Raw genomic sequence first — 21,473 nt, 5'->3', positions numbered from 1 at the left:
GACCGACGCTTCCGCATCTTCATCGCACATGCACCCCCAGGCTGAGACCGTGGTGCAACCATAGACCCGCGGAGTGCGGCCTGTAAATGACGGGTTTCACGAAGAAGCCGGTGGTCCGCACAAGCGGACCACCGGCTGTCGATCCCTCGGTGGGGTGTTACGGGGCGAGGATCGCGAGGACCTCGGTCAGCTTCGCGGAAGGGCGCATGATCTGACTGACCTTCGTGACGTCCGGGTGGAAGTACCCGCCAATGTCCGCCGGGCGGCCCTGGACCTCGAGCAACTCGGCCACGATGGTGTCCTCGTTGCCGGTCAGCGCCTCGGCGACGCGCGCGAAGCTCTCGGCCAGCGCCGCGTCCTGCTCCTGCTTCGCCAGCTCCTCGGCCCAGTAGCGGGCGAGGAAGTAGTGGCTGCCGCGGTTGTCGATCTCGCCCACGCGGCGGCTCGGCGACTTGTTCTCGAGCAGGAACGTCCCCGTGGCTCGGTCCAGTGTGTCGGCGAGGACCTGCGCGCGCTCGTTCCCCGTCGTCGTCGCCAGGTGTTCGAAGCTGACCGCGAGGGCGAGGAACTCGCCCAGGCTGTCCCAGCGCAGGTGGTTCTCCCTGACGAGCTGCTGCACGTGCTTGGGAGCGGACCCGCCGGCGCCCGTCTCGAAGAGCCCGCCACCGTTCATGAGGGGCACCACGGAGAGCATCTTGGCGCTCGTGCCCAGCTCGAGGATGGGGAAGAGGTCCGTCAGGTAGTCGCGGAGGACGTTCCCCGTCACCGAGATGGTGTCTTCGCCCTTGCGGATGCGCTCGAGCGTGAACGCGGTGGCGTCGACCGGCGTCATGATCTCGAGCGTCACGTCGTCGCTGTCGTTGGCTGCCAGGTACTCCTCGACCTTCGCGATGAGGTTGGCGTCGTGGGCGCGGCCCTTGTCGAGCCAGAAGACGGCCGGCGTCGCCGAGGCGCGGGCGCGCGTGACGGCGAGCTTCACCCAGTCCTGGATCGCGGCATCCTTGGTCTGGCAGGCGCGCCAGATGTCACCCGGAGCGACGTCGTGCTCAATCAGCACGGCGCCGTCGGCGTCGACGACTTGGACCTTCCCGGCGGCAGGGATCTCGAACGTCTTGTTGTGGCTGCCGTACTCCTCGGCCGCCTGGGCCATCAGGCCCACGTTGGGAACCGTGCCCATGGTGGTCGGGTCGAAGGCGCCGTTCGCGCGGCAGTCGTCGATGACGACCTGGTAGATCCCGGCGTAGCTGCTGTCGGGGATGACGGCGAGCGTGTCCGCCTCCTCGCCGTCCGGCCCCCACATGTGGCCGGAGCTGCGGATCATGGCCGGCATGGAAGCGTCCACGATCACGTCACTGGGGACGTGCAGGTTGGTGATGCCCTTGTCGGAATCGACCATCGCGATCGCCGGGCCGTCCTCCATGCCCTTGGCGATGAGCTGCTGGACACCCTCGCGTACGTCCTCGGGGAGCTTGTCGAGGCCACCGATGATCGAGGCGAGGCCGTTGTTCGGGCTGAGGCCCGCCGTCGCGAGCTGCTCGCCGTAGGTCTCGAACAGCTCGGGCAGGAAGGCGCGAACCACGTGGCCGAAGATGATGGGGTCCGAGACCTTCATCATGGTGGCCTTGAGGTGGGCCGAGAACAGTACGCCCTCGTCCTTCGCCCGGGCCACCTGGGCCTTGAGGAAGGCGTTGAGGGCATCGGCGCGCAGGACCGTGCCGTCGAGCACCTCTCCCGCCAGCACCGGGAAGGCGCCCTTGAGCTCGGTGACGGTGCCGTCGGTGGCGACGTGCTGGATACTGACGGTCGTCTCGGCGGGGATGACGACGGACTGCTCGTTGGAACGGAAGTCGTCGCTCGTCATGTGCGCCACGTTCGTCTTCGACTCCGGCGTCCAGGCCCCCATGCTGTGCGGGTTCTGGCGCGCGTAGTTCTTCACCGACGCCGGGGCGCGGCGGTCCGAGTTGCCCTCGCGCAGGACGGGGTTGACGGCGCTGCCCTTGACCTTGTCGTACCGCGCGCGGACGTCCTTCTCCTCGTCGGTGGCGGGGTGGTCGGGGTAGTCCGGGAGGGCATAGCCCTGCGACTGCAGCTCGGCGATCGCAGCCTTCAGCTGGGGTACCGAGGCGCTGATGTTCGGCAGTTTGATGATGTTGGCGTCCGGCGTCTTCGCCAGGGCGCCGAGCTCGGCCAGCGCGTCAGCCACCTGCTGGTCCTCGGGGAGGCGGTCGTTGAAGAGCGCGATGATGCGGCCGGAGAGCGAGATGTCCCTGGTTTCCACCTCGACGCCCGCCGTGGACGCGAACGCCTCGATGATCGGCAGGAACGAGTAGGTGGCCAGCATCGGCGCTTCGTCGGTGTGGGTGTAGATGATCTTGGCCATGGGTGGCTTCTCCCTGGTGCTCTTGCGTTGTGCGGTCGGTTGGGGGTTGCCCATCTGCTCTAACCTACCGAGGTCCTTCGGGCATCACCTAACGGTATGCGCCCCGGAACGGCGGCGTTGACGGGCGCGGGTCGCCGCGCGGTGGTGTCCGCCCGGCGACCCGTTGAGGCGTCAGTGGAAGAAGTGACGGGCTCCGGTCAGGTACAGCGTGACCCCGGCCGCGTTCGCCGCGTCGATGACCTCCTGGTCGCGCACCGAGCCGCCCGGCTGGACCACGGCGCGGACGCCGGCGTCGAGCAGGATCTGCAATCCGTCGGCGAAGGGGAAGAAAGCGTCGGACGCGGCGACTGACCCGCGGGCCCGCGCGGTCCCGGCGAGGGAATTGGCCCGCTCGACGGCGAGGCGGCAGGAGTCCACACGATTGACCTGCCCCATGCCCACTCCGACGGACGCGCCGTCGGACGCGAGCAGGATGGCGTTCGACTTCGCGGCGCGGCAGGCCTTCCAGGCGAAGGCGAGGTCCGCGAGGGTCGCCGGGTCGGCAGCCTCACCGGCGACGAGCGTCCAGCGTGCGGGGTCGTCGCCGTCGGCGTCGAGCGTGTCCGCGACCTGCATGAGCACTCCCCCGGACACCTGACGGAACTCGACCGGATTGCGGCCGTAGCCGTCGGGCAGCGTCAGGAGGCGGATGTTCTTCTTCTGCGAGAGGATCTCCACGGCTTCCCCGGAGAAGGAAGGAGCGATGACGACCTCGGTGAAGATGTCCTTCACGGTGGCGGCCATGCGCGCGGTCACCTCGCGGTTCGCGGCGATCACACCACCGAACGCCGACACGGGGTCGCAGGCGTGCGCCTTGGCATGGGCGTCCGCGATCGGATCCTCCGCGTCTGCGCTCCCGACGGCCACACCGCACGGGTTGGCGTGCTTGATGATCGCGACGGCGGGCTCGTCGAAGTCGAAGGCGGCGCGCAGCGCGGCGTCGGCATCGACGAAGTTGTTGTAGCTCATGGCCTTGCCGTGGAGCTGGTCGGCCTGGGCGATGCCGGGCGTGGCTCCCTTCTCGACGTACAGCGCGGCCTGCTGGTGCGGGTTCTCGCCGTAGCGCAGTACCTCGGACCGCTCGAGGGCGAGACCGGCGTACCCCGGGAAGGTGAAGGCTTCCTCGTCCGTGTCGAACTGCTCGGCCGTCCAGGACGCGACGGCGGTGTCGTAGGCCGCGGTGTGGGCGAAGGCGAGCGCGGCCAGCCGGCGTCGTGCCGTGAGATCGAAGCCGCCCTCACCGGCGGCCGTGACGACGTCCGCATACCGCGCGGGGTCCACGACGATCGCGACCGAGGGGTGGTTCTTCGCCGCGGAGCGGACCATGGCGGGTCCGCCGATGTCGATCTGCTCGACGACGGCGTCCGGCTCAGCGCCGGACCGCACGGTCTCGACGAAGGGGTAGAGGTTGACGACGACGAGGTCGAACGCCTCGATGTCGAGCTCGGCGAGCTGGTCGATGTGCTCCTGGCGGCGACGATCGGCGAGGATCCCGGCGTGCACCTTCGGGTGGAGGGTCTTAACCCGGCCGTCGAGCGTCTCCTGGAAACCGGTGACCTCGGACACCTCGGTCACGGGCACGCCCGCTGCGGCGATGCGCTGCGCCGTCGAGCCGGTCGAGACGATGGCGACGCCGGCGCGGTGCAGGCCCTGCGCCAGCTCCTCCAGACCGGTCTTGTCGAACACCGAGATCAGTGCTCGGCGGATGGGGACACGGTCGAGGTGGGTCAGGCTCACGCAGATCTCCGTCACATTGCTTCGCTGGGGGGTCGCCCACAAGTGTATAGGTGCCGCTCCCGGCGTCGAATGGAAGGGGCCGCGGCAGCGTTCCTGGCCTGCCGGCGGTGAGCGTCAAGGTGCGGGTCTCGCGCCGGGCTTCTCTCACCGGGTCTCGCGTCGAGAGGGCAGAAAAGACCGATGAATACGTCGTCCCCCGGTCTTTTCTGTCCTCTCGTCCTGGCGAACGTCGTAAGGGAGCCACACGGAAATCGCCGGCGTCGGTGCCGCGGGTCACGCTCGCAGCGCCAGCGCCTGCCGGATCCGCTCCAGCCCGTCGTCGCGGCCGGCGCCTAGATGTCTCTTCGTGAAGCGCAGCACGATCCATCCGAGTGCCCGCAGGCGGTCGTCACGCTCGATGTCCCGCGCCCATTGGCGAGGGTCGGTGAGGTGGTGTTCCCCTTCGTACTCGAGGGCGATGCACCGCGCGCGGTACTGCAGATCCGGTCGCGACACGCGCCGCCCAGCGCTGTCCAGGATCCACTGGTTCACCTCTGGTTCGGGTAGTCCTGCGTCGGTGATGAGCAACCGGAGCAGGCTCTCCGGCGCGGAGTCGACTCCCGATCGGAGGAGCGGCAGCGCCTTTCGCGCGGTAGCCAGTCCCCGCGCGCCCGATCGCCGGGCAAGGACTGCCGCCAGCGCCTCGACGCTGCTGAGAGGGTCCGGTGCGTTGATGGCTGCGGGCCGCCGCGGAGCATCCCATCGGCGAAGCAGCGCGTCACCCAGTGCGACGAGTTCCGGAACTGGAAGTGTCGCGGCCAGGTCGCACCAGGTGCGTTCGGGCGAGGTGAGCGGCACCCCGTACGCCGTGGCGACGTCGCCCGGGCCCAGCCTCGCGACGTGACCCACGACGCCGGACCTGCGCGGCCGCGAGCACCCCGTCGATCGGGTGAGATGCAGGAGTCCATCCACCGATCGGCGTGGAAGCGGCAGCCCCCACAGGACCGCAGCCGTCTGGTGGCTCGCGACCGTGCCCGGCGTCAGCGCTGCGAGGCAGGCGACGACGTCGGACAGATCGGCGGGTGCAGCATCGAGAACACGGAGGCTCCGTGTCGTGCGCCGGTAGTGGGAGCGGCGGAGCACACTGGCGGGGATCCCGAGGTCGCGGGCAGCCTCCACCGAGAAGCACCGCGTCGAGGTCAGGTTCAGCAGGGCCGTTGCGTAAGGATCTGTCGGCATCGCCCCATAGTGCGCCCGCGCATCGGAGCATCGACGTTCTCCACAGGGTCGGCCCAGTGATCGCCCGTCGAGAGGGCAGACATGACCGGCACAAGGGGTCATTGGCGGTCACGTCTGTCTTCTCGGCCCAGCCGCGGGCCCGGACAGCACCGGCGCAAGGAACGGCGCCGGGCAAGGAACGGCGCTGGGCAAGGAACGACGTCGGCCATCGTCGAGAGGGCAGACATGACCGGCACAAGGGGTCATTGGCGGTCACGTCTGTCTTCTCGGCCCAGCCGCGGGCCCGGACAGCACCGGCCCCGGGCAAGGAACGACGTCGGCCATCCGGCGGCCCGCTCCCACCGGCGGCGGTACAGTTTCTGCAGTATCCGGCCCCTCCACGAAGGCATCATGAGCATCAATACGCAGCTCCCCACCGGCGACCAGGTGGTGCAGGATCTTCCCTGGCGCTGGAAGGTCCAGGGGAAGATCTTCCTCATCGGCGGCCTCGGCTTCATGTTCGACGCGTGGGACGTGACCCTCAACGCCTATCTGATCCCCCTGCTGATCGGCGACTGGGGCCTGACGTCCGGCCAGTCGGCGTGGATCGCCACCTCGAACCTGATCGGGATGGCCGTCGGCGCTTTCGCGTGGGGGTCGGTGGCCGACCTCATCGGCCGGAAGCGGGCCTTCACCCTGACGCTGCTCGTCTTCTCGGTCTTCACCGTCCTCGGTGCCTTCTCCCCGGACATCGTGTGGTTCTGCATCTTCCGGTTCCTCGCCGGGTTCGGCCTGGGCGGCTGCATCCCGGTGGACTACGCGCTGGTCGGGGAGTTCACGCCGCGGCGCCAGCGCGGGCGCGTCCTGACGGCGATGGACGCCTGGTGGCCCATCGGCGCCTTCCTCTGCGGCGTGGTGACGACGGCGGTCGTGGCGCAGACGGGTGAGTGGCGCTACGCGATGCTCGTCATGGTGCTCCCCGCCCTCCTCGTGTTCTGGGTACGGCGCGGGGTACCCGAATCCCCTCTCTATCTTGTCCAGCGGGGACGGCGCGAGGAGGCGCGGGCCGTCATCGACGAGCTCGTGGCCCGGACGGGAGGCGGGCAGCGCGAGTGGCGCCTGCCCGAGCCCGAGGAGACACCGAAGCTCTCGATCGGCAGCATCTCCGGGCAGCTGACCGGCCTGTGGCGGTACAACTGGCGCATCACCCTGACCGCCTGGAGCCTCTTCCTCACGATCCTGCTGGTGTACTACGGCGCACTGACCTGGATGCCGCGCATCCTCATCGCCTCCGGCTACGCACAGTCCGTCGCCTTCATCACCACCACGTTCATGACCGGAGTCGGCTTCCTCGGCGTGATCGCGGCCGCGCTGCTGGTGGAGCGTGTGGGCCGCAAGTGGCTGCTCGCGATCACGGGCCCCGGGTCCGCGGCGCTCCTCGTGGTGTTCGCGCTCACGCTCGACCTGCCCGCGGTCGCGACAGCATGGCTGCTGGCCTTCGGCTTCGTGGTGCAGGTGGCCATCCCCGTGCTCTACACGTACGTGTCGGAGCTGTATCCGACCGACCTGCGGGGCAGCGGGTTCGGCTGGGCCTCGACCATCTCGCGCATCGGGGCCGGTCTGGTCCCGCTGATCTTCGGGAGCCTCCTCTGGCCCTACCTCGGCCTGCCGCTCACCTTCGCGCTGACGGGCGGCCTGGTGCTGCTGGCCGTCCTCTTCATGGCGTTCAACGCCCCCGAGACCCGCGCCGCCACACTTTCCTGACTGGTCGCCCGATACTGCTGGCCGTCCTCTCCATGGCGTCCAACGCCCCCGAGACCCGCGACGCCACACTTCCCTGACGGGCGGCCGATCCTTACAGGCAGGAGGCTGCCACCCGCGCGGGTGGCAGCCTCCCGTCGTCGTGATCAGGCCTCGGGCAGTTCCGCGTCCGGCGTCTCCTCGAGCGACGCGACCTTCCACGCGCCGTCGTCGAACCGGACGGTCGCCGTGTAGATGGTGCCCTCCGGCGTGAAGGGGCGCTGCTCGGCGACGGAGCCGTCCTCGGCGAACTCGGTGTAGGCGTCGGGGTTCACCGGGATCAGGGCGGTGACCTCCGCTCCTTCGACGACCTCCTCCTCGGGCGTGGTGAGGAGGACGTTCTCGACCTTGGGCTGGCCACCGAGGACCCAGCCGCCGTCGTCGTACACGCCCTGCAGCCGCTCCGCCTCCGCCTGCTCGGAGGCGGCGCCGTCGAGCTGCTCGAGCATCGCCGCGGCGTCCCCGGTCTGCAGGACGTAGGCCTTCAGGTCGAAGTAGTAGTAGAGGAACGCACGGGCGCCGTCGGCGGTGGGCTCCCCCACCAGGTCGTTCGTCGCTGGCCGCTCGATGTTGACGGCGGCCGCGGAGGAGCTGGCCGGCGAGGGGCGGGTGTCCGCGGAGGCGGCGGGTGCCTGCTCGGCGGTTCCGGCGCACCCGGTGAGGGCGAGCAGGGTGATGGCTGCGGCCACGGTGCGGCGCGTGCTGTTCATGATGGTCCTGTCGAAAGGGGAAAGTAGCCTTAGGCACCTTATCGCGCGCAGCGCTGGAGATAAGTTTCACGTAATTTGCGCCCAAGGATTGACTCCCCCTGTGACGTGGGACACGCTGGTCCCACCCCACGAAGGAGACCCTGTGAGACCCCGCCACGCCACCGTCGTCGTGCTGACCGCCCTCGTCGCCGGTTCGATCACGACACTGCCCGCCGCCGCCGCCCCGAAGGAGCCCGGGAATCCCCCGGTCACCGCCCAGCACTCCCTCCGCACCGCCGTCACCGACGAGAACTTCTACTTCGTCATGGCCGACCGGTTCCAGAACGGCAGCACAGCCAACGACGACGGCGGGCTGGGAGCCGATCCGTCGGTGTCCGGCTTCGACCCCAGCCGCAAGGGCTACTACAACGGCGGAGACCTCCAGGGCCTGCTCCAGGAGCTCGACTACATCCAGGGCATGGGCACCACGTCCATCTGGCTCACCCCGAGCTTCAAGAACCGTGCTGTCCAGCCCGAGGACAACTCCGCGGGCTACCACGGCTACTGGATCACCGACTTCACGCAGATCGACCCGCACCTCGGCTCCAACGAGGACCTCAAGGCCCTCATCGACGCCGCCCACCAGCGCGGGATGAAGGTCTACTTCGACATCATCACCAACCACACCGCGGACGTGATCGCGTACGACGCCGGCGAACGGGCGCCCTACGTCTCGAAGGACGAGGTGCCCTACCGCGACGCCGAGGGCAACGCGTTCGACGACCGCGACTATGCCGGTACCGACACGTTCCCGGAGCTCGACCCGGCAACCTCCTTCCCCTACGTCCCGGTGGTCCCCGAGGCCGACAAGGACCTCAAGGTACCCGCATGGCTCAACGACACGACGCTCTACCACAACCGTGGCGACACGACCTTCGCCGGTGAGGACTCCTTCTACGGCGACTTCTTCGGCCTCGACGACCTCGCCACCGAGAACCCGCGCGTGGTCGACGGCATGATCGACATCTACAAGACCTGGATCGCGGACTTCGGCGTCGACGGGTTCCGGATCGACACCATGAAGCACGTCAACAACGAGTTCTGGCAGGCCTTCGGCCCCGAGGTGCTCACCTACGCCCAGGAGCAGGGCAAGGACGAGTTCTTCATGTTCGGCGAGGTCTTCGACACCACCAAGTCCTTCACCTCGCAGTTCACCACGCGCAACAGGATGCAGTCCGTCCTCGATTTCCCCTTCCAGGCGGCAGCCCGCGGCTACGCATCGCAGGGTGCCCCGGCATCAGACCTCGAGACCTTCTTCGGGGGCGACGACTGGTACACCGACGCCGACTCCAACGCGTACAGCCTGCCCACCTTCCTCGGCAACCACGACATGGGGCGGATCGGCGGCTTCATCGCGGCCGACAACCCGGGCGCCGCCGAGGACGAGCTGCTGGCACGGGACACACTCGCCCACGAACTGATGTACTTCTCCCGCGGCAACCCGGTGATCTACTACGGCGACGAGCAGGGCTTCACCGGACCGGGTGGCGACCAGGACGCCCGCCAGACGCTGTTCGCGAGCCAGGTCGGCGAGTACCTCGACGACGACCTCCTCGGCACCGACGCCACCCACGCGACCGACAACTTCGACACCACCCATCCGCTCTACCGGGGCATCGCGGCGCTGGCCGATGTGACGGCGGAGCATCCGGCCCTGCGCGACGGCGCCCACCAGCACCGGTACGCCTCGGACGGCCCGGGTATCTACGCGTTCTCCCGCACCGATGCGACGGACCAGCGCGAGTACGTGGTGGCACTGAACAACAGCACCGAGCCGAAGACGGCCGCGATCCCCACCTACGCGGGCAAGCGCTCCTTCGGCCTCGTCTACGGCGACGCGGCGAAGCGCGTGCGGTCCGCCGCTGACGGCACCCTCAGCGTCACCGTCCCCGCGCTGTCTTCCGTGGTCTACGAGCTCTCGGGGAAGATCCCGAACTCCAAGGCCGCGCCGGCCATCAGACTGCAGCAGCCGGCACCCGCCGCCGAGGACAACGGCCGCATGAGGGTGGCCGCCGACGTCGCCGGTTCCTCGTTCTACGAGGTCACCTTCGAGGCGCGGACACCAGGATCGGGCTGGACGAACATCGGCACGGACGACAACGCGCCCTACAGCGTCTACCACGACACGAGCGCCCTGCCCGCAGGATCGGCCGTGGAGTACCGCGCCGTGGTCCTCGACAACGCACGCCACACCCGGACCTCGACGACGGCGCCGGCCACCGTGCCGCAGCCGCGGCTGACGATGGGCCTGCCCGCCGAGGGCGCACAGGTACAGGGTGACGTCGAGGTGACCGCCACCGCGAGCCCGGAGAACTCCGACTACGCCGTGACGCTCGAACGCAGCATCGCGGGCGGGGACTGGGCAGCGATCGGCACCGATGACTCGTCACCGACCTACACCGCGGTCGACGATCTCGCCGCACTGGACCTCGCGGAGGGCACCCAGGTGCAGTACCGGGCGGTGCTCGGCACGTCGGTGAGTGACGTCAGGACCGTGACCGTTGGCTCCCTGGTGGACCAGCCGGGCACCGTGGCGGTCGCCGGCAGCCTCGACTCCGAGCTCGGCTGCGGGAACGACTGGGATCCCGCCTGCGACGAGGCGCAGATGACGTTCGACGACGCCACGCAGACCTGGGTCCTCGAGGTCGCAGACCTGCCGGCCGCGTCCTACGAGTACAAGGCGGCACTCGATCGGAGCTGGACCGAGAACTACGGCGCCGGCGGAGCCTTCGACGGCGCCAACATCGCCCTCACGCACCCGGGCGGTCCGGTCACCTTCGTCTACGACCACCGGAGCAAGGTGATCGGCACGCGCTGACCGTCCCGCACGGCGGCAGGAGCACGGCCGGGGCCCTCGGGTCCCGGCCGTCCCCGTGTGCACCGACGCCCTCCCTCGGGGGGCCTTCCCGAACGGGGTGCCCGACGACGAGCGGCTCGGGCTCGCGGCCCGCAGGTGGAACACGGCCGCGTCGAACCCGGCGTGCCGGCGGACACGGCGAACCGTCGGCTCCGAGCGGCACCTGAAGCGGTGGCCCGAGGAGCTCCTGCCGGAGCGTCCCGGTGTACCCGCCGACCTGGCGCGCAGGCAGCAGGAGGCCGATCGGGCGGTGGCCCCGGGGTGTCCTAGAGCCAGTCGTTCCGCTTGAAGGTCCACCACAGTCCTACGCCCATCGCCGCCATCAGCAGGAGGGCAAAGGGGTAGCCGAGCAGCCAGTGCAGCTCGGGCATGACGTCGAAGTTCATGCCGTAGATCGAGGCGATCAGGGTCGGCGCGAAGAGGATGGCCGCCCAGGAGGAGATGCGCTTGACCTCCTCGCCCTGGGTGAGGGAGGTCTCCGTGAGCCGGGTCATCTCCTCGTTCTGGCGCTGCGCCACGAGTGTGGAGTGGACGGTCAGCGCATTCTGCAGCAGCGTCCGGAAGGTGTTGATGCGCTCGACGACGCGGATCACGTGGTCCTGCACGTCGCGCAGGTTGCGGCTGAGCTCGGCGTCCATCTGGTACTTGTCCGAGCCCCGGAGCAGCAGGTCCATCATGCTCTGCAGCGGTTGCGCGGCACGCTGGAAGAGGATCACCTCGCGGTGCAGCTCGTAGATGCGCCGTGACACGTCCGGCGCTCCCCCGAACAGCTCGTTCTCGATCTCGTCGATGTCGTTCTCCAGACCCAGTACCACCGGCTCGTACTCGTCCACCACCTGGTCCAGCAGGGCGTAGAGCACGGCCTGGGGGCCGGTTCCGAGGAGTTCGGGGTCCGCTTCGAGGCGGCGGCGCACGATCCCGAGGTCCGGCGATTCGGCGTGGCGGATCGTCACCACGAAGTCGCGGCCGATGAAGACGTGCAGTTCGCCGAACTCCACCTTCTCCTCCGCGTCGAGGTAGCGGGCCGGCCGGAGGACGACGAACAGGGTGTCCTCGTAGCGTTCGAGCTTGGCGCGCTGGTGGCCGTTGGTGGCGTCCTCGACGGCCAGCGGGTGCAGGCCGAACTCGGCGGCCACAGCGCTGATCTCCGCGGCCTCGGGACGGTAGAGGCCGATCCAGCCCATACCGCCGCTGTCCCGCATGAGCTCGAACGTCTGGTCGAGGGTCTCGGGGTTGATGCGCTTCCGGCCGTCGACGTAGACGGCGTTGGCAACGAGTGGCACCTCAGGCACCCACCGTGTCGTCGGAGGCCGGTCCTCCGGTGTCGGCGTCGGCGGCGAGCGAGCGCAGCGTCTCGATCAGCAGCGCGCGCTCCTCCACCTTGATGCGCTCGTGCAGGGTCTCCTCGGTGTCACCGGGCAGGACGGGGACGGCGGTCTGGGCCAGGATGGGTCCCGTGTCCACGCCGGCGTCCGCGATCATGACCGTGCAGCCCGTGACCTTGACCCCGTAGGCGAGCGCGTCGCGCACGCCGTGGGCACCGGGGAAGCTCGGCAGGAGTGCGGGGTGCGTGTTCAGGTAGCGGTTCGGGAAGCGGTCGAGGAAATACTGGTCGACGATCCGCATGAAGCCCGAGGACACCACGTAGTCCGGCTCGTGGGCCGCGACGGCCTCAGTCAGCGCCCGGTTCCAGCCGGACCGTTCGGCGTGGCTCCGGAAGTCCACCTCGAAGGTGGGGATGCCGGCGTCGGCTGCCCGTCGCACCCCGCCCGTGCCGGGACGATCGGCACCCACGGCGGCGATGGTGATGTCCAGGGATCCGGCCCGGACGGCGTCGATGACGGCTTGCAGGTTCGATCCGGTGCCGGAGACGAGGACGACGATGCGCATGGCTCAACCTTAGGGTCTGGCCTCGCCTAGGGTTGAACCATGGCAACGGAGCGACGATGACGCAGCACGGCACGGGACAGCGGGGCGCGGGCCCGTCGGGAACCGGGGGGACGGGGCACGACGGCGGCGCGGCCGGTGCCATGGCGTCCGCCCGGCTCTGGCTCCGGCTCTTCCTGCTGGCCCTCCTCCTCGGCGTGCTGACCAGCAGCCTCGTGCTGCCGTGGAAGGTCCTCACGCTCGTGCTCTCGCTCTTCGCGCTGGCGGCCGGCGTCGTCGCGCTCGTCAAGGCGATCAGGCTCAAGCTGCCGAGGCTCGTGGTCCTCGCCACCTCGATGGGGCTCGCAGCCGCGCTCTTCCTCGCCGCGGGCACAGCCGCCTCGGTACTGCTCTGGTCCGTGACCAGGACCTACGAGGACTGCATGGCGCGCGCCCTCACCCTGCAGGCCCAGGAGGAATGCCAGGACGGGCTGCAGCGGCTCGACGGCCTGGGCTGAGCACGGGCGGGCTCAGCGGCGGCGCGGTTCCCGCTCGAGCAGGGGCCCGACGGCGTGGCCCAGAAGCGCTCCCACCGCCACCTCGGCGGCCAGCCACAGACCGACGACGAGCGGGTCCGGGCCGAGGTCCGTGAACCGCCCGAGCCCGAGCGAGGCCCGCGACAGCAGCGCCACGACCGCACCACCAAGACCCGCGGTGATGCCGATCAGCACCGCGAGCGCCAGGGTGGACGCCGTCGCGGTGAGCCAGCGGCGGGGACTGTGGAGGACGAGCCATTCGTCGAAGTGGTTCTCGCCTTCCCGGAAGAACCACCATCCCGCGAGGAGTCCTGCGAGGACGGGGATCGCGAGGGCCGCGTAGCCGTACTCGAGCGTTCCGGCCGGCAGTGCCCCCAGGATCGGCAGGGCGGGCAGCGGCCCGACAGCGCTGCCGAGCGGCGTGAGGGAGCTGCCCGTGCCGAGGGCGAATCCTGCCCCCGTGGACCAGGACATGGTCCAGACAGCGAGGTTGGGCAGGAGCCCGAGCTGGAACAGGGTCACCACGGAGGCGCCGGCGATCCCGCCGTCGAGCCGTTCGTAGACGGCCGCGATGCCCGCCCAGCTGAGGCCGATCGCCACCGCGAGGAGTGTCGCGGAGAGGGACAGGGCCACCAGCACGGCCAGGAACCCGGAGCGGAGGACCGACCAGGCGTAGGAACCGGCCCAGCGGGAGTGCTGGCTCGTCCGCCCGACCCAGGCGGCGAAGTCCACCCCCACGAGGCGGCTCCAGGCCCCCGCCTCGCGGTAGGCGCCCGTGATCAGCCCGATCCCTGCGGCGACCGGGGGGATCAGCGCGCCGGCAGCCAGTGGCGCGGCGGCATCAGGGGTGGTGGACAGGTACGCCACACCGGCCCCGATGGCCGCGTAGGTGAGGAGCGCACCGAGCAGTGCCTGCCAGAGCTGGTCCGTGTAGGAGGCGCGGGCGAGCCGGCGCCCGGCCCGCCAGGCCAGCAGCAGGGGGATGAGGACGAGCCCGAGCGGCACCACGTGCAGCAGTCCCGCCATCGCCCGGTCCCCCGCGACGCCGGCCGGGAACTGCAGGACCAGGGGCACCCCGTGCATCACGAGCCAGCCCTGGCCGGCGAGCCGCGCGGCGGATTCGGGGCTGCGGTCCGCGAAGCCCCCGGTCAGCCACACCGCGGCGACCGGGAGCACGACGAGCAGGGCCGAGATCACGGCGGCCTGCCCGAGCTCGAACACTCCCTGCAGCCACAGGGGCATGGGAAGGGCACGGGGTTTGGTGGGGAGTTTCATCACCTCCAATGGTGCCACCGGCGGGTGTCGCGGCCGGCGAGCGACGCGGAGCGGTCCGGGGTTGCACGGGCCGGCAGGCGGGCCCGTGCCTCAGCCGAGGATGTCCGCGAGCCCCTTGATGACGGCGAGGCCCGCGCCGATGAAGGCGATGACGACGACGAAGAGCCGGGCCTGATCGTCGCGGACGAACCGGGCGAGCTTCTCCCCCGTGAAGATGCCCGCCACGATCACCACCCCGATAGCGATCCACATCCAGGGCGCCAGCACGGGCGCCTGGGACGGATCGAGCAGCAGCTTGGCGACGAGCGTGACGGTGCCGATGCACACGAAGAACGGCTGGAGCGTCGCTGCGAACTGCCGCTGCGGCCACCGCGACAGCAGGGCGTAGGCACTGACCGCCGGGCCGCCGACGCCCGCCATCGAGTTGGTGAGGCCTGCGGTGAAACCGGCGACGACCTTCGGGGGGTTGCCGCGCACCACCACGTCGGAACGCTGCAGCACCAGCGAGATGGTCAGTGCCACGAGCACCACCGCGCCCACGGTGACGGACAGGGGCGCCGAGGGGACGGCGACGGCGAGGAAGGACCCGGGGACGGATCCGAAGAGCGAGGGGACGACGAGCCAGCGGAACATGCTCCAGTCGATGTCCCTCCACACGCGGCCCACGATGATCGCGGAGGACACCACTCCGCAGATGTTCACCAGCAGGACGCCCGCGTGCGGTCCCAGGATGATGACGAGGAACGGGGCGATCAGGAGGGCGAACCCGAGTCCGGCGATGCGCTGCGCCACGGCCCCCACGAGGATGGAGGCGAGCACGATGAAGAAGATGCCGAGAGTCACCCCAGTTACAGTACGCCGGGGCAACCAAGGGCCGCGCTGCCGGGGGTAGCCTGAGGGCATGACGGCTCTCACCACGGCCCTCGCGACGGCGGACTGGCGCCGCCGCGTCTTCGGCCTCTACGACGACGTCCGGGAACGCGCCGCGACGGAGTCCCCCGAGGCGGCGCACACGCTGTGGCGGATGGGCCGCGACGTCCTGTTCCGGGACCACCCCGCGTCGGCGCTCTCGGCGTCCGCGAAGGAGTCCTTTCCGGGACTCGAGATCGCGCCCTACGACCCGGCGTTCCGGTTCGAGGCGCCCGTGGACGACGACGGCGCGGGCGAGGTCATGGACGTGGCGACCGGTACCGACGGCGTCGTCCCCTTCCGCCGTCTCGGGACGCTGACCCTGCCAGGCCTCGGCCGGCTGGCCCTGTGGAAGCTCGCCTCCTACGGCGGCGGACTCTTCCTCCCCCTGCGCGACGGTACGGCGGGCAGGCCCGGCGGCACCTACGGCGGCGGGCGCTACGTCCTCGACACGGTCAAGGGTGCGCACCTCGGCGAGGGACGCACTCCGGGCAGCCTCGTGGTGGATCTCAACTTCGCCTACAACCCCTCGTGCGCCTACGACGAGGCCTGGGCCTGTCCACTGCCCGGGCCGGACAACCGGCTGACGGACGACGTGCCGGTGGGCGAGCTCTACCGCGCCTCCTGACGGTTCCCCCGCGCCGGCGTCGGCGTCCGGATCGACACCGTCGCGCGCCACCCGGGGCACGGATCGCACCGGGGACATACGTCGAAGGAGTGGGGCGAGCAGGCGGACCCGGCGCAGAAGGCTGGACTGCGCCTCCCGGGAGGGGTAGGGTGCCCATCCGCATCCAGGCCCTGCCGTCAGGCCCTATCATGGGAGCGAACCCACTCCAGGAGGATCCGATTACCGACATCGCTGCCCAACACGACATCTACTTCGGTGCACCCGAACCGGAGAATGAAGCCGAGATCCTCGAATCGGCGTCTCGCGCGGCGGTGGCCCGCTTCGAGGGCCGCTCGGACATCACCACCATCAAGCGGCGCTTCACCCTCATCAACCAGGACCGGACACCGCACCAGGCCATGGTCGAGGACCTCCTCTTCATCCGCGCCGCACTCGACGACGCCGGCATCGGGTTCCTCCTCGTCCGGGGCAACGACCAGCGGCCCGTCATCGCCGTCGACCTCGCCGACCGGGAGCGACTGCGCGCGGCCCTGGTCGAGGCGTGCCGCGACGAGCCCTTCTACTCGCGCACCGTGGACACCAAGCGCCGCACCACGCTCCTGGTGAGTGACGGCGAGCTCTCCAAGAGCGGCAAGGCCCGGATCTTCCGCCTCTTCCGCCCCCGGATCGAACCGCTCGGCGGGCTCGCCTACGGCCCCTCCGCCGGCGTGCAGATCGAACTGTGGGCGCTCGGCGAGACCGCAATCGAACTGCCCGTGGAGAACTCCCTGACCCGCCGGACCCTGCCTGCGGCCGAGGTGGTGCGCGGCGAGGTGGAGCGCCACGGCCACACCTGGCCGACCATCGACAACATGTTCGCCGATCACGCCACGGACATCGACTTCGACGTCGACCTCGTCTTCTCCTGGGTGGACGGCAGCAGCCCCGAGTACCGGGCCGCCCGGGCAGCGCGCATGCAGGGGGTCGTGGTGGGTGAGGGCGACGACCACGAGGCCCGCTTCCGCCAGATCGACGAGCTGAAGTACGCGCTCCGGTCGGTCTACATGTTCGCGCCGTGGGTGCGGCGGATCTTCATCGCGACGGACTCGGACCGGCCCGCGTGGCTCGCCGACCATCCCTCGGTGACGCTCGTCCGCTCGGAAGAGCACTTCAAGGACCCCTCGGTCCTCCCCACCCACAACTCGCAGGCCGTCGAGGCCCAGTTGCAGCACATCCCGGGCCTCTCGGAGTACTTCCTCTACTCCAACGACGACATGTTCTTCGGCCGGCCCGTGGCACCGGACATGTTCTTCTCCCCCGGCGGTGTCACCAAGTTCATCGAGGCGGACACGAGGATCGGCCTCGGCGAGAACGACGCCGAACGCAGCGGCTTCGAGAACGCCGCCCGGGTCAACCGGCGCCTGCTGCACGAGCGCTTCGGCCGGATCACGACGCGCCACCTCGAACACACCGCCGCGCCGCTGCGCAAGAGCGTCCTCCTGGAGATGGAGACGGAATTCGCCGCGGAGTTCGAGGCGACGGCGGCGTCCCGGTTCCGCGCCAAGGACAACATCTCCGTCACCAACTCGCTCTACCACTACTACGCGCTGCTCACGGGCCGTGCCGTCACGCAGGAGCTGGCCCGCGTCCTCTACGTGGACACCACGCAGCGCTCCGGGCTGAAGAGCCTGAACAAGATGCTCGACAAGCGCAACCACGACTTCTTCTGCCTGAACGACGGCAGTTTCCCCGAGGTCGAGGCGGAGGAACGTGCCCATCTGGTCACGGACTTCCTCGAGAAGTACTTCCCGGTCAAGGCTCCCTGGGAGATCTAGTCCTCCGGGCAGGGCGCCTCTGCCGCGTGGAACACTGGCGCCATGCAGACCTTCCTGCCGTATCCGGACTTCGGGGCGAGCGCACGGGTCCTCGACCAGGCGAGGCTCGGCAAGCAGCGGGTCGAGACCCTGCAGGCCCTCCGCGCCCTCGTGATCCCCGACTACGGGTGGCGTCGGCATCCCGCCATCCGGATGTGGATGGGGCACGTGCCTGCCCTCACGCTGTACGGGCTCGCGATGGTGTCCGAATGGGTCTCCCGCGGCCACGCGGACTCCACGCACCGCCTGATCCTGGAGTTCGCGCCGCACGTGCTCGAGGACCCCGACGTGCCGATGCCTCCCTGGCTGGGTGAAGCCGCACTCCACGTGAGCCACCGCTCCAACCTGATCCAGAAGGCCCCGGAGATCTACCGCAGCCGGTTCCCCGGCACTCCGGAGGACCTCCCGTACCTGTGGCCGGAACCTGACGTGGAACGCATCCCCACCGAACCCGAGGGCCGGCGGCTGTGGGTCTGGCGGGCGGCGTCCCACCCGCCGGAGGGTGATGCGACCCTGCTCATGCCGCCCGATCCCCCGGGCGGACGGGCTGCGCCGAAATGGGAGCGCCAGCTCCACACCTTCGAGGAGGCGGTGGAGGACGGCGACGCCGTGGCGATCGCCGACCCGGACGGCGAGCACTTCCGGACGGGGCACGTGGGCCCCGTGCTCATGCACGAGGACGGGCTGATCCGTGCCGCCCGGCTCAGCGGCTGGCTGCGCCGCTCGGACATCGAACCGCCCGCGCTGCTGCAGGACCCCAGGACCCTGTTCAGTGTGGGTCTTCCTGCCTCGCTGGGCTGAGCCGACGGCCGGCCTGCTGGTCGAGTCATCGGCTGGGCGCTCGCCGGGACGGCCACCCGGGCAGACGGCCGCGCACGCCGCCGGTCAGGCGGAGGTGAGGTGCCGGGTGCGGCCGCCCTCGGCGATGACCACGCCGTGCGCCTCGAGCCGCCGTCGTGTCTCCTCGCGGGGGACCACCTCACCGACGGAGGCGTGGCGGCCCGCGGGCACCACCGAGTGGACGATCGTCTCCTCGTACACGTGCACGAGGTTGTAGGACTGGGCGCCGTCCCGCCCGCGCGATCCGCCGCCGTCGAACAGCAGGTCCTGGGTGTAGCAGGTGGCACTGGCCACCGAGACCGGCACGCCGGCGAACATCGCCGTGGTCGAGTAGTGCAGGTGCCCGGCGAGGATGGTGCGGACATCCGAGCCGCGGACCACCTCCGCGAGCGAACGCTGGTCCCGGAGCTCCACGAGCACCGCGAGATCCTGCACGCTCGGGACAGGCGGATGGTGGAGGGCCAGGATGGTGCCGTGCGGAGCAGGTACCACGAGCTCGCGCGCGAGCCAGCGGAGCTGCTCGTGGCTGAACTCGCCGTGGTGGTGACCGGGGACGGTGGAGTCCATCGTGATGATGCGGAGCCCGTCGATGAAGTGCACCGCGTCCACGGGTGCCCCCGCCCCGGCCGAGGGTTCCTCGTCGAGCAGCCCCCGGCGGAAGGCCGCGCGGTCGTCGTGGTTCCCCATCGCCCAGATGACCGTGGCGCCGAGGCGGGCGGCTGCTGGATCGACGATGGCGCGGAGCTTCGCGTAGGCGCCCGGCTCGCCCTTGTCCGCGAGGTCCCCCGTGAACACGATGGCCTGCGGCCGTGCCCCTGACTGCTCGAGGTCCTCGAAGACCTCGCGGAGCCGGAGTTCGCTGTCCACCGCGCCGTAGAGGGGCGCATCACCCCCGAGCAGGTGCGTGTCGCTCATGTGGAGGATGAAGTGCTGATGCCGGGGGTGTTCTGCAGTCCGGGGGACCATGAAACCTACTCCGATAGCCGATGGGTCTCGCTCGCTGCTTGTCATCAAAGCAGAGCCGCCGGCGAAGATCGTGAACTCAGCGCGGCAGGTCGAGAAACATTGTGGAAACTTGCATCGATCCGGCCCGGTGAGTTTGAGCTTCAACCGAAGTGCGGTTCACTGGGCAGGAGGGGCATATCGAGGTCGAGGGAGATGCCGAGGGTGACACCTCCTGAACGGAACATCCAGCTGGACGCACTGCCCGACGTGGTGCTGTGTGAACGCGCGACCGACGGCGACACCGCCGCGTTCGAGGTGCTCGCGCGCCGCTACGGTCCGATGATGCGCGGCTACGCGGTCCGCCTGACCGGTTCGACGGCGGACGCGGACGACGCCGTCCAGGAGACCCTGATCCACGCGTGGGACCACCTCGGGGAACTCCGCGACGGCTCCGTGGTCAAGTCCTGGCTCATGCGGATCTGCGGCAGGCGGAGCATCGACATCGTGCGGCGCCGGCGCGAGCACGCCGACGCCGATTCCCTCGCCGAGGTCTCGGACAGCTCCCCCACCCCCGAGAGCGCCACGATCTCCGGGTCGGGGCTCGACGCCCTCGCCCGCTCCCTCGAGGCACTGCCCGCCGAGCAGCGCCAGTGCTGGGTCCTCAAGGAGATGGGCGGTCTCTCCTACGACGAGATCGCGGAGCAGCTCGGCCTGACCAGCGAGAGCGTCCGAGGACGCCTCGCCCGGGCCCGCGCTAGGCTGATGAGGGACATGGAGGGGTGGCGATGAGCGAGGACGACACGCGCGGGGTCGGCGATCACTCCCCCGCGGACGACTGCGGCCACTCCATCGACGAGCTCGCCGACTACCTGGCCACCGGCAGCTCGCCCTACGAGGGGCACTACCGGCAGTGTCCCCAGTGCCAGTCGGGCCTCGCGAGCCTCCGCTCGCTCGGGGACCTGACGCGGTCGCTCGCGGAGGACGACGCCCGCATCGCCGCCGAGTCCGACGGCTGGCTGCAGGACATCCTCTCCAACCTCCGGCTGGAGACCCGTGCCGGCCGCTCCATCCCGGTCGCCTCGGACGATCCCGATGACGGCCTCTCGGAGACAGAGGGTGCCGTCGTCGCCCTCATCCGGCGGACCGGCGACGGCATCGACGGCGTGACCATCGGCAAGTGCCGCCTGCACGGCGACATCACCGAGCCCGGTGCGCAGACCCGCGTGGAGCTCAGTGTCACGGCCCTGCACGGGTATCGCCTCCCCACCCTCGTGGACGCGCTGCGCTCCGCCGTCGCCGAGGCGCTCACCACCCACACCGAGCTCGATCTCCAGGGAGTGGACATCACGGTCACCGACCTGTTCGGGACCGATGGCGCCGGAGAGGACCAGCCATGACCACCGACCTCCCGGACCTCGCCCGCGCGATCGAGGCGCAGGTCATGGCGACCGAGGGTGTCGCGGGCCTCTATCCCCCGCACTCCGCCCTCCGCACCATCCTCGAGGCGGGCCGTGCCCGCACGGTGGCCGCCACGGACGGGGAGGGACTCGTGGGACTCCGGGAGGAGGCCGGCACCCTCGTGGTGCACATCCGCTTCGCCGGGCTGTCCGAGTATCCGGGCCCTGCGCTCGTGCGGCGCGTCGCGACCGCCGTCCGGCACGCCCTCGGTGACCGGGCGGAGGGTGCGGAAGTGCGCGTCCAGCTCTGCGCCTTCATGGCCGGTGCGGACCTCCCCGACGTCGCGGGCACCCCTGGGGCCGGTGGTGTCGCCGGACCCCCCGGACAGGACTAGCGGCCCCGACCGTAGCGGCCGTAGGCTCACAGGCGGACCATGCTCCCGAACTCCCCTCCGACGAAAGGCA

At 70.1% G+C, this 21,473-nt stretch carries 18 protein-coding genes; 9 read left to right on the top strand and 9 right to left on the bottom strand.

The window, feature by feature from the left end; all coding sequences use genetic code 11:
• Positions 1-157: 157 nt before the first annotated feature.
• The 3 genes from ASF21_RS09460 to ASF21_RS09450 all read right to left on the bottom strand — a co-directional run bounded on the left by ASF21_RS09460 (position 158) and on the right by ASF21_RS09450 (position 5,374).
• Positions 158-2,380: an NADP-dependent isocitrate dehydrogenase gene (locus tag ASF21_RS09460; RefSeq protein ID WP_055770008.1), complete on the bottom strand. Its 2,223-nt coding sequence runs from the start codon at positions 2,378-2,380 to the stop codon at positions 158-160.
• Between the two features lie 171 nt (positions 2,381-2,551).
• Positions 2,552-4,156 carry a bifunctional phosphoribosylaminoimidazolecarboxamide formyltransferase/IMP cyclohydrolase gene (gene purH / locus ASF21_RS09455; RefSeq protein ID WP_055770754.1) on the bottom strand — a complete coding sequence of 535 codons (1,605 nt, stop codon included), beginning with the start codon at positions 4,154-4,156 and terminating at the stop codon, positions 2,552-2,554.
• A gap of 273 nt (positions 4,157-4,429) precedes the next feature.
• Complete coding sequence (locus ASF21_RS09450) at positions 4,430-5,374, bottom strand: endonuclease domain-containing protein (protein WP_055770005.1); 945 nt, start codon at positions 5,372-5,374, stop codon at positions 4,430-4,432.
• Between the two features lie 390 nt (positions 5,375-5,764).
• On the opposite strand from ASF21_RS09450, the gene ASF21_RS09445 reads away from it, so the two are divergent.
• On the top strand, positions 5,765-7,117 hold the full coding sequence (locus ASF21_RS09445; RefSeq protein WP_055770003.1) for an MFS transporter: 1,353 nt from the start codon (positions 5,765-5,767) through the stop codon (positions 7,115-7,117).
• A gap of 143 nt (positions 7,118-7,260) precedes the next feature.
• Here ASF21_RS09445 and ASF21_RS09440 read toward each other — a convergent pair whose 3' ends face one another.
• Positions 7,261-7,863: a DUF6318 family protein gene (locus ASF21_RS09440; RefSeq protein ID WP_055770000.1), complete on the bottom strand. Its 603-nt coding sequence runs from the start codon at positions 7,861-7,863 to the stop codon at positions 7,261-7,263.
• Positions 7,864-8,005: 142 nt separating this feature from the next.
• On the opposite strand from ASF21_RS09440, the gene ASF21_RS09435 reads away from it, so the two are divergent.
• Positions 8,006-10,720, top strand: coding sequence for an alpha-amylase family glycosyl hydrolase (locus tag ASF21_RS09435; protein WP_235498736.1), 2,715 nt, complete (start codon positions 8,006-8,008; stop codon positions 10,718-10,720).
• Between the two features lie 305 nt (positions 10,721-11,025).
• Here ASF21_RS09435 and corA read toward each other — a convergent pair whose 3' ends face one another.
• Positions 11,026-12,042, bottom strand: coding sequence for a magnesium/cobalt transporter CorA (gene corA / locus ASF21_RS09430; protein ID WP_055769998.1), 1,017 nt, complete (start codon positions 12,040-12,042; stop codon positions 11,026-11,028).
• Position 12,043: 1 nt separating this feature from the next.
• Positions 12,044-12,649 carry a phosphoribosylglycinamide formyltransferase gene (gene purN, locus ASF21_RS09425; RefSeq protein WP_055769995.1) on the bottom strand — a complete coding sequence of 202 codons (606 nt, stop codon included), beginning with the start codon at positions 12,647-12,649 and terminating at the stop codon, positions 12,044-12,046.
• Positions 12,650-12,705: 56 nt separating this feature from the next.
• Here purN and ASF21_RS09420 point away from each other — a divergent pair, with 56 nt between their 5' ends.
• Positions 12,706-13,143, top strand: a complete 438-nt coding sequence (locus tag ASF21_RS09420) for a hypothetical protein (RefSeq protein ID WP_055769993.1) — start codon at positions 12,706-12,708, stop codon at positions 13,141-13,143.
• Between the two features lie 12 nt (positions 13,144-13,155).
• Here the strand turns inward: ASF21_RS09420 and ASF21_RS09415 are convergent, their stop codons facing one another.
• Together ASF21_RS09415 and ASF21_RS09410 are read right to left on the bottom strand one after the other, a co-directional pair.
• Positions 13,156-14,436: a DUF6350 family protein gene (locus ASF21_RS09415; RefSeq protein WP_055769990.1), complete on the bottom strand. Its 1,281-nt coding sequence runs from the start codon at positions 14,434-14,436 to the stop codon at positions 13,156-13,158.
• Between the two features lie 90 nt (positions 14,437-14,526).
• The gene (locus tag ASF21_RS09410) at positions 14,527-15,279 is read right to left on the bottom strand and encodes a sulfite exporter TauE/SafE family protein (RefSeq protein ID WP_055769987.1); all 753 of its coding nucleotides are present in this window, start codon (positions 15,277-15,279) and stop codon (positions 14,527-14,529) included.
• 58 nt (positions 15,280-15,337) lie between these two features.
• Here ASF21_RS09410 and ASF21_RS09405 point away from each other — a divergent pair, with 58 nt between their 5' ends.
• From ASF21_RS09405 to ASF21_RS09395, 3 genes are all read left to right on the top strand, one after another.
• Positions 15,338-15,973: a DUF1684 domain-containing protein gene (locus ASF21_RS09405; protein ID WP_055769984.1), complete on the top strand. Its 636-nt coding sequence runs from the start codon at positions 15,338-15,340 to the stop codon at positions 15,971-15,973.
• A gap of 188 nt (positions 15,974-16,161) precedes the next feature.
• On the top strand, positions 16,162-17,787 hold the full coding sequence (locus ASF21_RS09400; RefSeq protein ID WP_055770749.1) for a stealth family protein: 1,626 nt from the start codon (positions 16,162-16,164) through the stop codon (positions 17,785-17,787).
• A gap of 42 nt (positions 17,788-17,829) precedes the next feature.
• Positions 17,830-18,627, top strand: a complete 798-nt coding sequence (locus ASF21_RS09395) for an MSMEG_6728 family protein (protein ID WP_055769982.1) — start codon at positions 17,830-17,832, stop codon at positions 18,625-18,627.
• Positions 18,628-18,711: 84 nt separating this feature from the next.
• On the opposite strand, the gene ASF21_RS09390 is transcribed toward ASF21_RS09395, so the two are convergent.
• Positions 18,712-19,581, bottom strand: coding sequence for a phosphodiesterase (locus tag ASF21_RS09390; RefSeq protein ID WP_414826620.1), 870 nt, complete (start codon positions 19,579-19,581; stop codon positions 18,712-18,714).
• Positions 19,582-19,824: 243 nt separating this feature from the next.
• Between ASF21_RS09390 and ASF21_RS09385 the strand changes: the two genes are divergently transcribed.
• The 3 genes from ASF21_RS09385 to ASF21_RS09375 are packed head-to-tail and all read left to right on the top strand — an operon-like array spanning position 19,825 to position 21,403.
• Positions 19,825-20,400 (top strand): RNA polymerase sigma factor, encoded by a 576-nt coding sequence (locus tag ASF21_RS09385; RefSeq protein WP_055769977.1) that lies wholly within the window; start codon positions 19,825-19,827, stop codon positions 20,398-20,400.
• The gene (locus ASF21_RS09380) at positions 20,397-21,008 is read left to right on the top strand and encodes an Asp23/Gls24 family envelope stress response protein (RefSeq protein ID WP_055769975.1); all 612 of its coding nucleotides are present in this window, start codon (positions 20,397-20,399) and stop codon (positions 21,006-21,008) included. The genes ASF21_RS09385 and ASF21_RS09380 overlap by 4 nt, the downstream gene beginning before the upstream one ends.
• A complete protein-coding gene (locus ASF21_RS09375) occupies positions 21,005-21,403 on the top strand; it encodes a hypothetical protein (protein WP_055769972.1) in 399 nt (132 codons plus the stop codon). The genes ASF21_RS09380 and ASF21_RS09375 overlap by 4 nt, the downstream gene beginning before the upstream one ends.
• The last annotated feature ends 70 nt before the right edge of the window (positions 21,404-21,473 follow it).

This window comes from Arthrobacter sp. Leaf234, from assembly GCF_001422665.1.
Classification (GTDB): Bacteria; Actinomycetota; Actinomycetes; order Actinomycetales; family Micrococcaceae; genus Arthrobacter_D.
The sequence above is the reverse complement of the archived record's forward strand: the minus strand, read 5'-3'. Positions and strand labels throughout refer to the sequence as shown.

Excerpts from the sequence above, each read along its gene's own strand:
- ASF21_RS09460 (WP_055770008.1), bottom strand. The coding sequence starts at position 2,380 with ATGGCCAAGATCATCTACACCCACACCGACGAAGCGCCGATGCTGGCC.
- ASF21_RS09440 (WP_055770000.1), bottom strand. The coding sequence starts at position 7,863 with ATGAACAGCACGCGCCGCACCGTGGCCGCAGCCATCACCCTGCTCGCC.
- ASF21_RS09390 (WP_414826620.1), bottom strand. The coding sequence starts at position 19,581 with ATGAGCGACACGCACCTGCTCGGGGGTGATGCGCCCCTCTACGGCGCG.
- ASF21_RS09420 (WP_055769993.1), top strand. The coding sequence starts at position 12,706 with ATGACGCAGCACGGCACGGGACAGCGGGGCGCGGGCCCGTCGGGAACC.
- ASF21_RS09395 (WP_055769982.1), top strand. The coding sequence starts at position 17,830 with ATGCAGACCTTCCTGCCGTATCCGGACTTCGGGGCGAGCGCACGGGTC.
- ASF21_RS09415 (WP_055769990.1), bottom strand. The coding sequence starts at position 14,436 with ATGAAACTCCCCACCAAACCCCGTGCCCTTCCCATGCCCCTGTGGCTG.
- ASF21_RS09375 (WP_055769972.1), top strand. The coding sequence starts at position 21,005 with ATGACCACCGACCTCCCGGACCTCGCCCGCGCGATCGAGGCGCAGGTC.
- ASF21_RS09380 (WP_055769975.1), top strand. The coding sequence starts at position 20,397 with ATGAGCGAGGACGACACGCGCGGGGTCGGCGATCACTCCCCCGCGGAC.
- ASF21_RS09445 (WP_055770003.1), top strand. The coding sequence starts at position 5,765 with ATGAGCATCAATACGCAGCTCCCCACCGGCGACCAGGTGGTGCAGGAT.
- ASF21_RS09385 (WP_055769977.1), top strand. The coding sequence starts at position 19,825 with ATGCCGAGGGTGACACCTCCTGAACGGAACATCCAGCTGGACGCACTG.
- ASF21_RS09405 (WP_055769984.1), top strand. The coding sequence starts at position 15,338 with ATGACGGCTCTCACCACGGCCCTCGCGACGGCGGACTGGCGCCGCCGC.
- purN (WP_055769995.1), bottom strand. The coding sequence starts at position 12,649 with ATGCGCATCGTCGTCCTCGTCTCCGGCACCGGATCGAACCTGCAAGCC.
- ASF21_RS09450 (WP_055770005.1), bottom strand. The coding sequence starts at position 5,374 with ATGCCGACAGATCCTTACGCAACGGCCCTGCTGAACCTGACCTCGACG.
- ASF21_RS09400 (WP_055770749.1), top strand. The coding sequence starts at position 16,162 with ATGGGAGCGAACCCACTCCAGGAGGATCCGATTACCGACATCGCTGCC.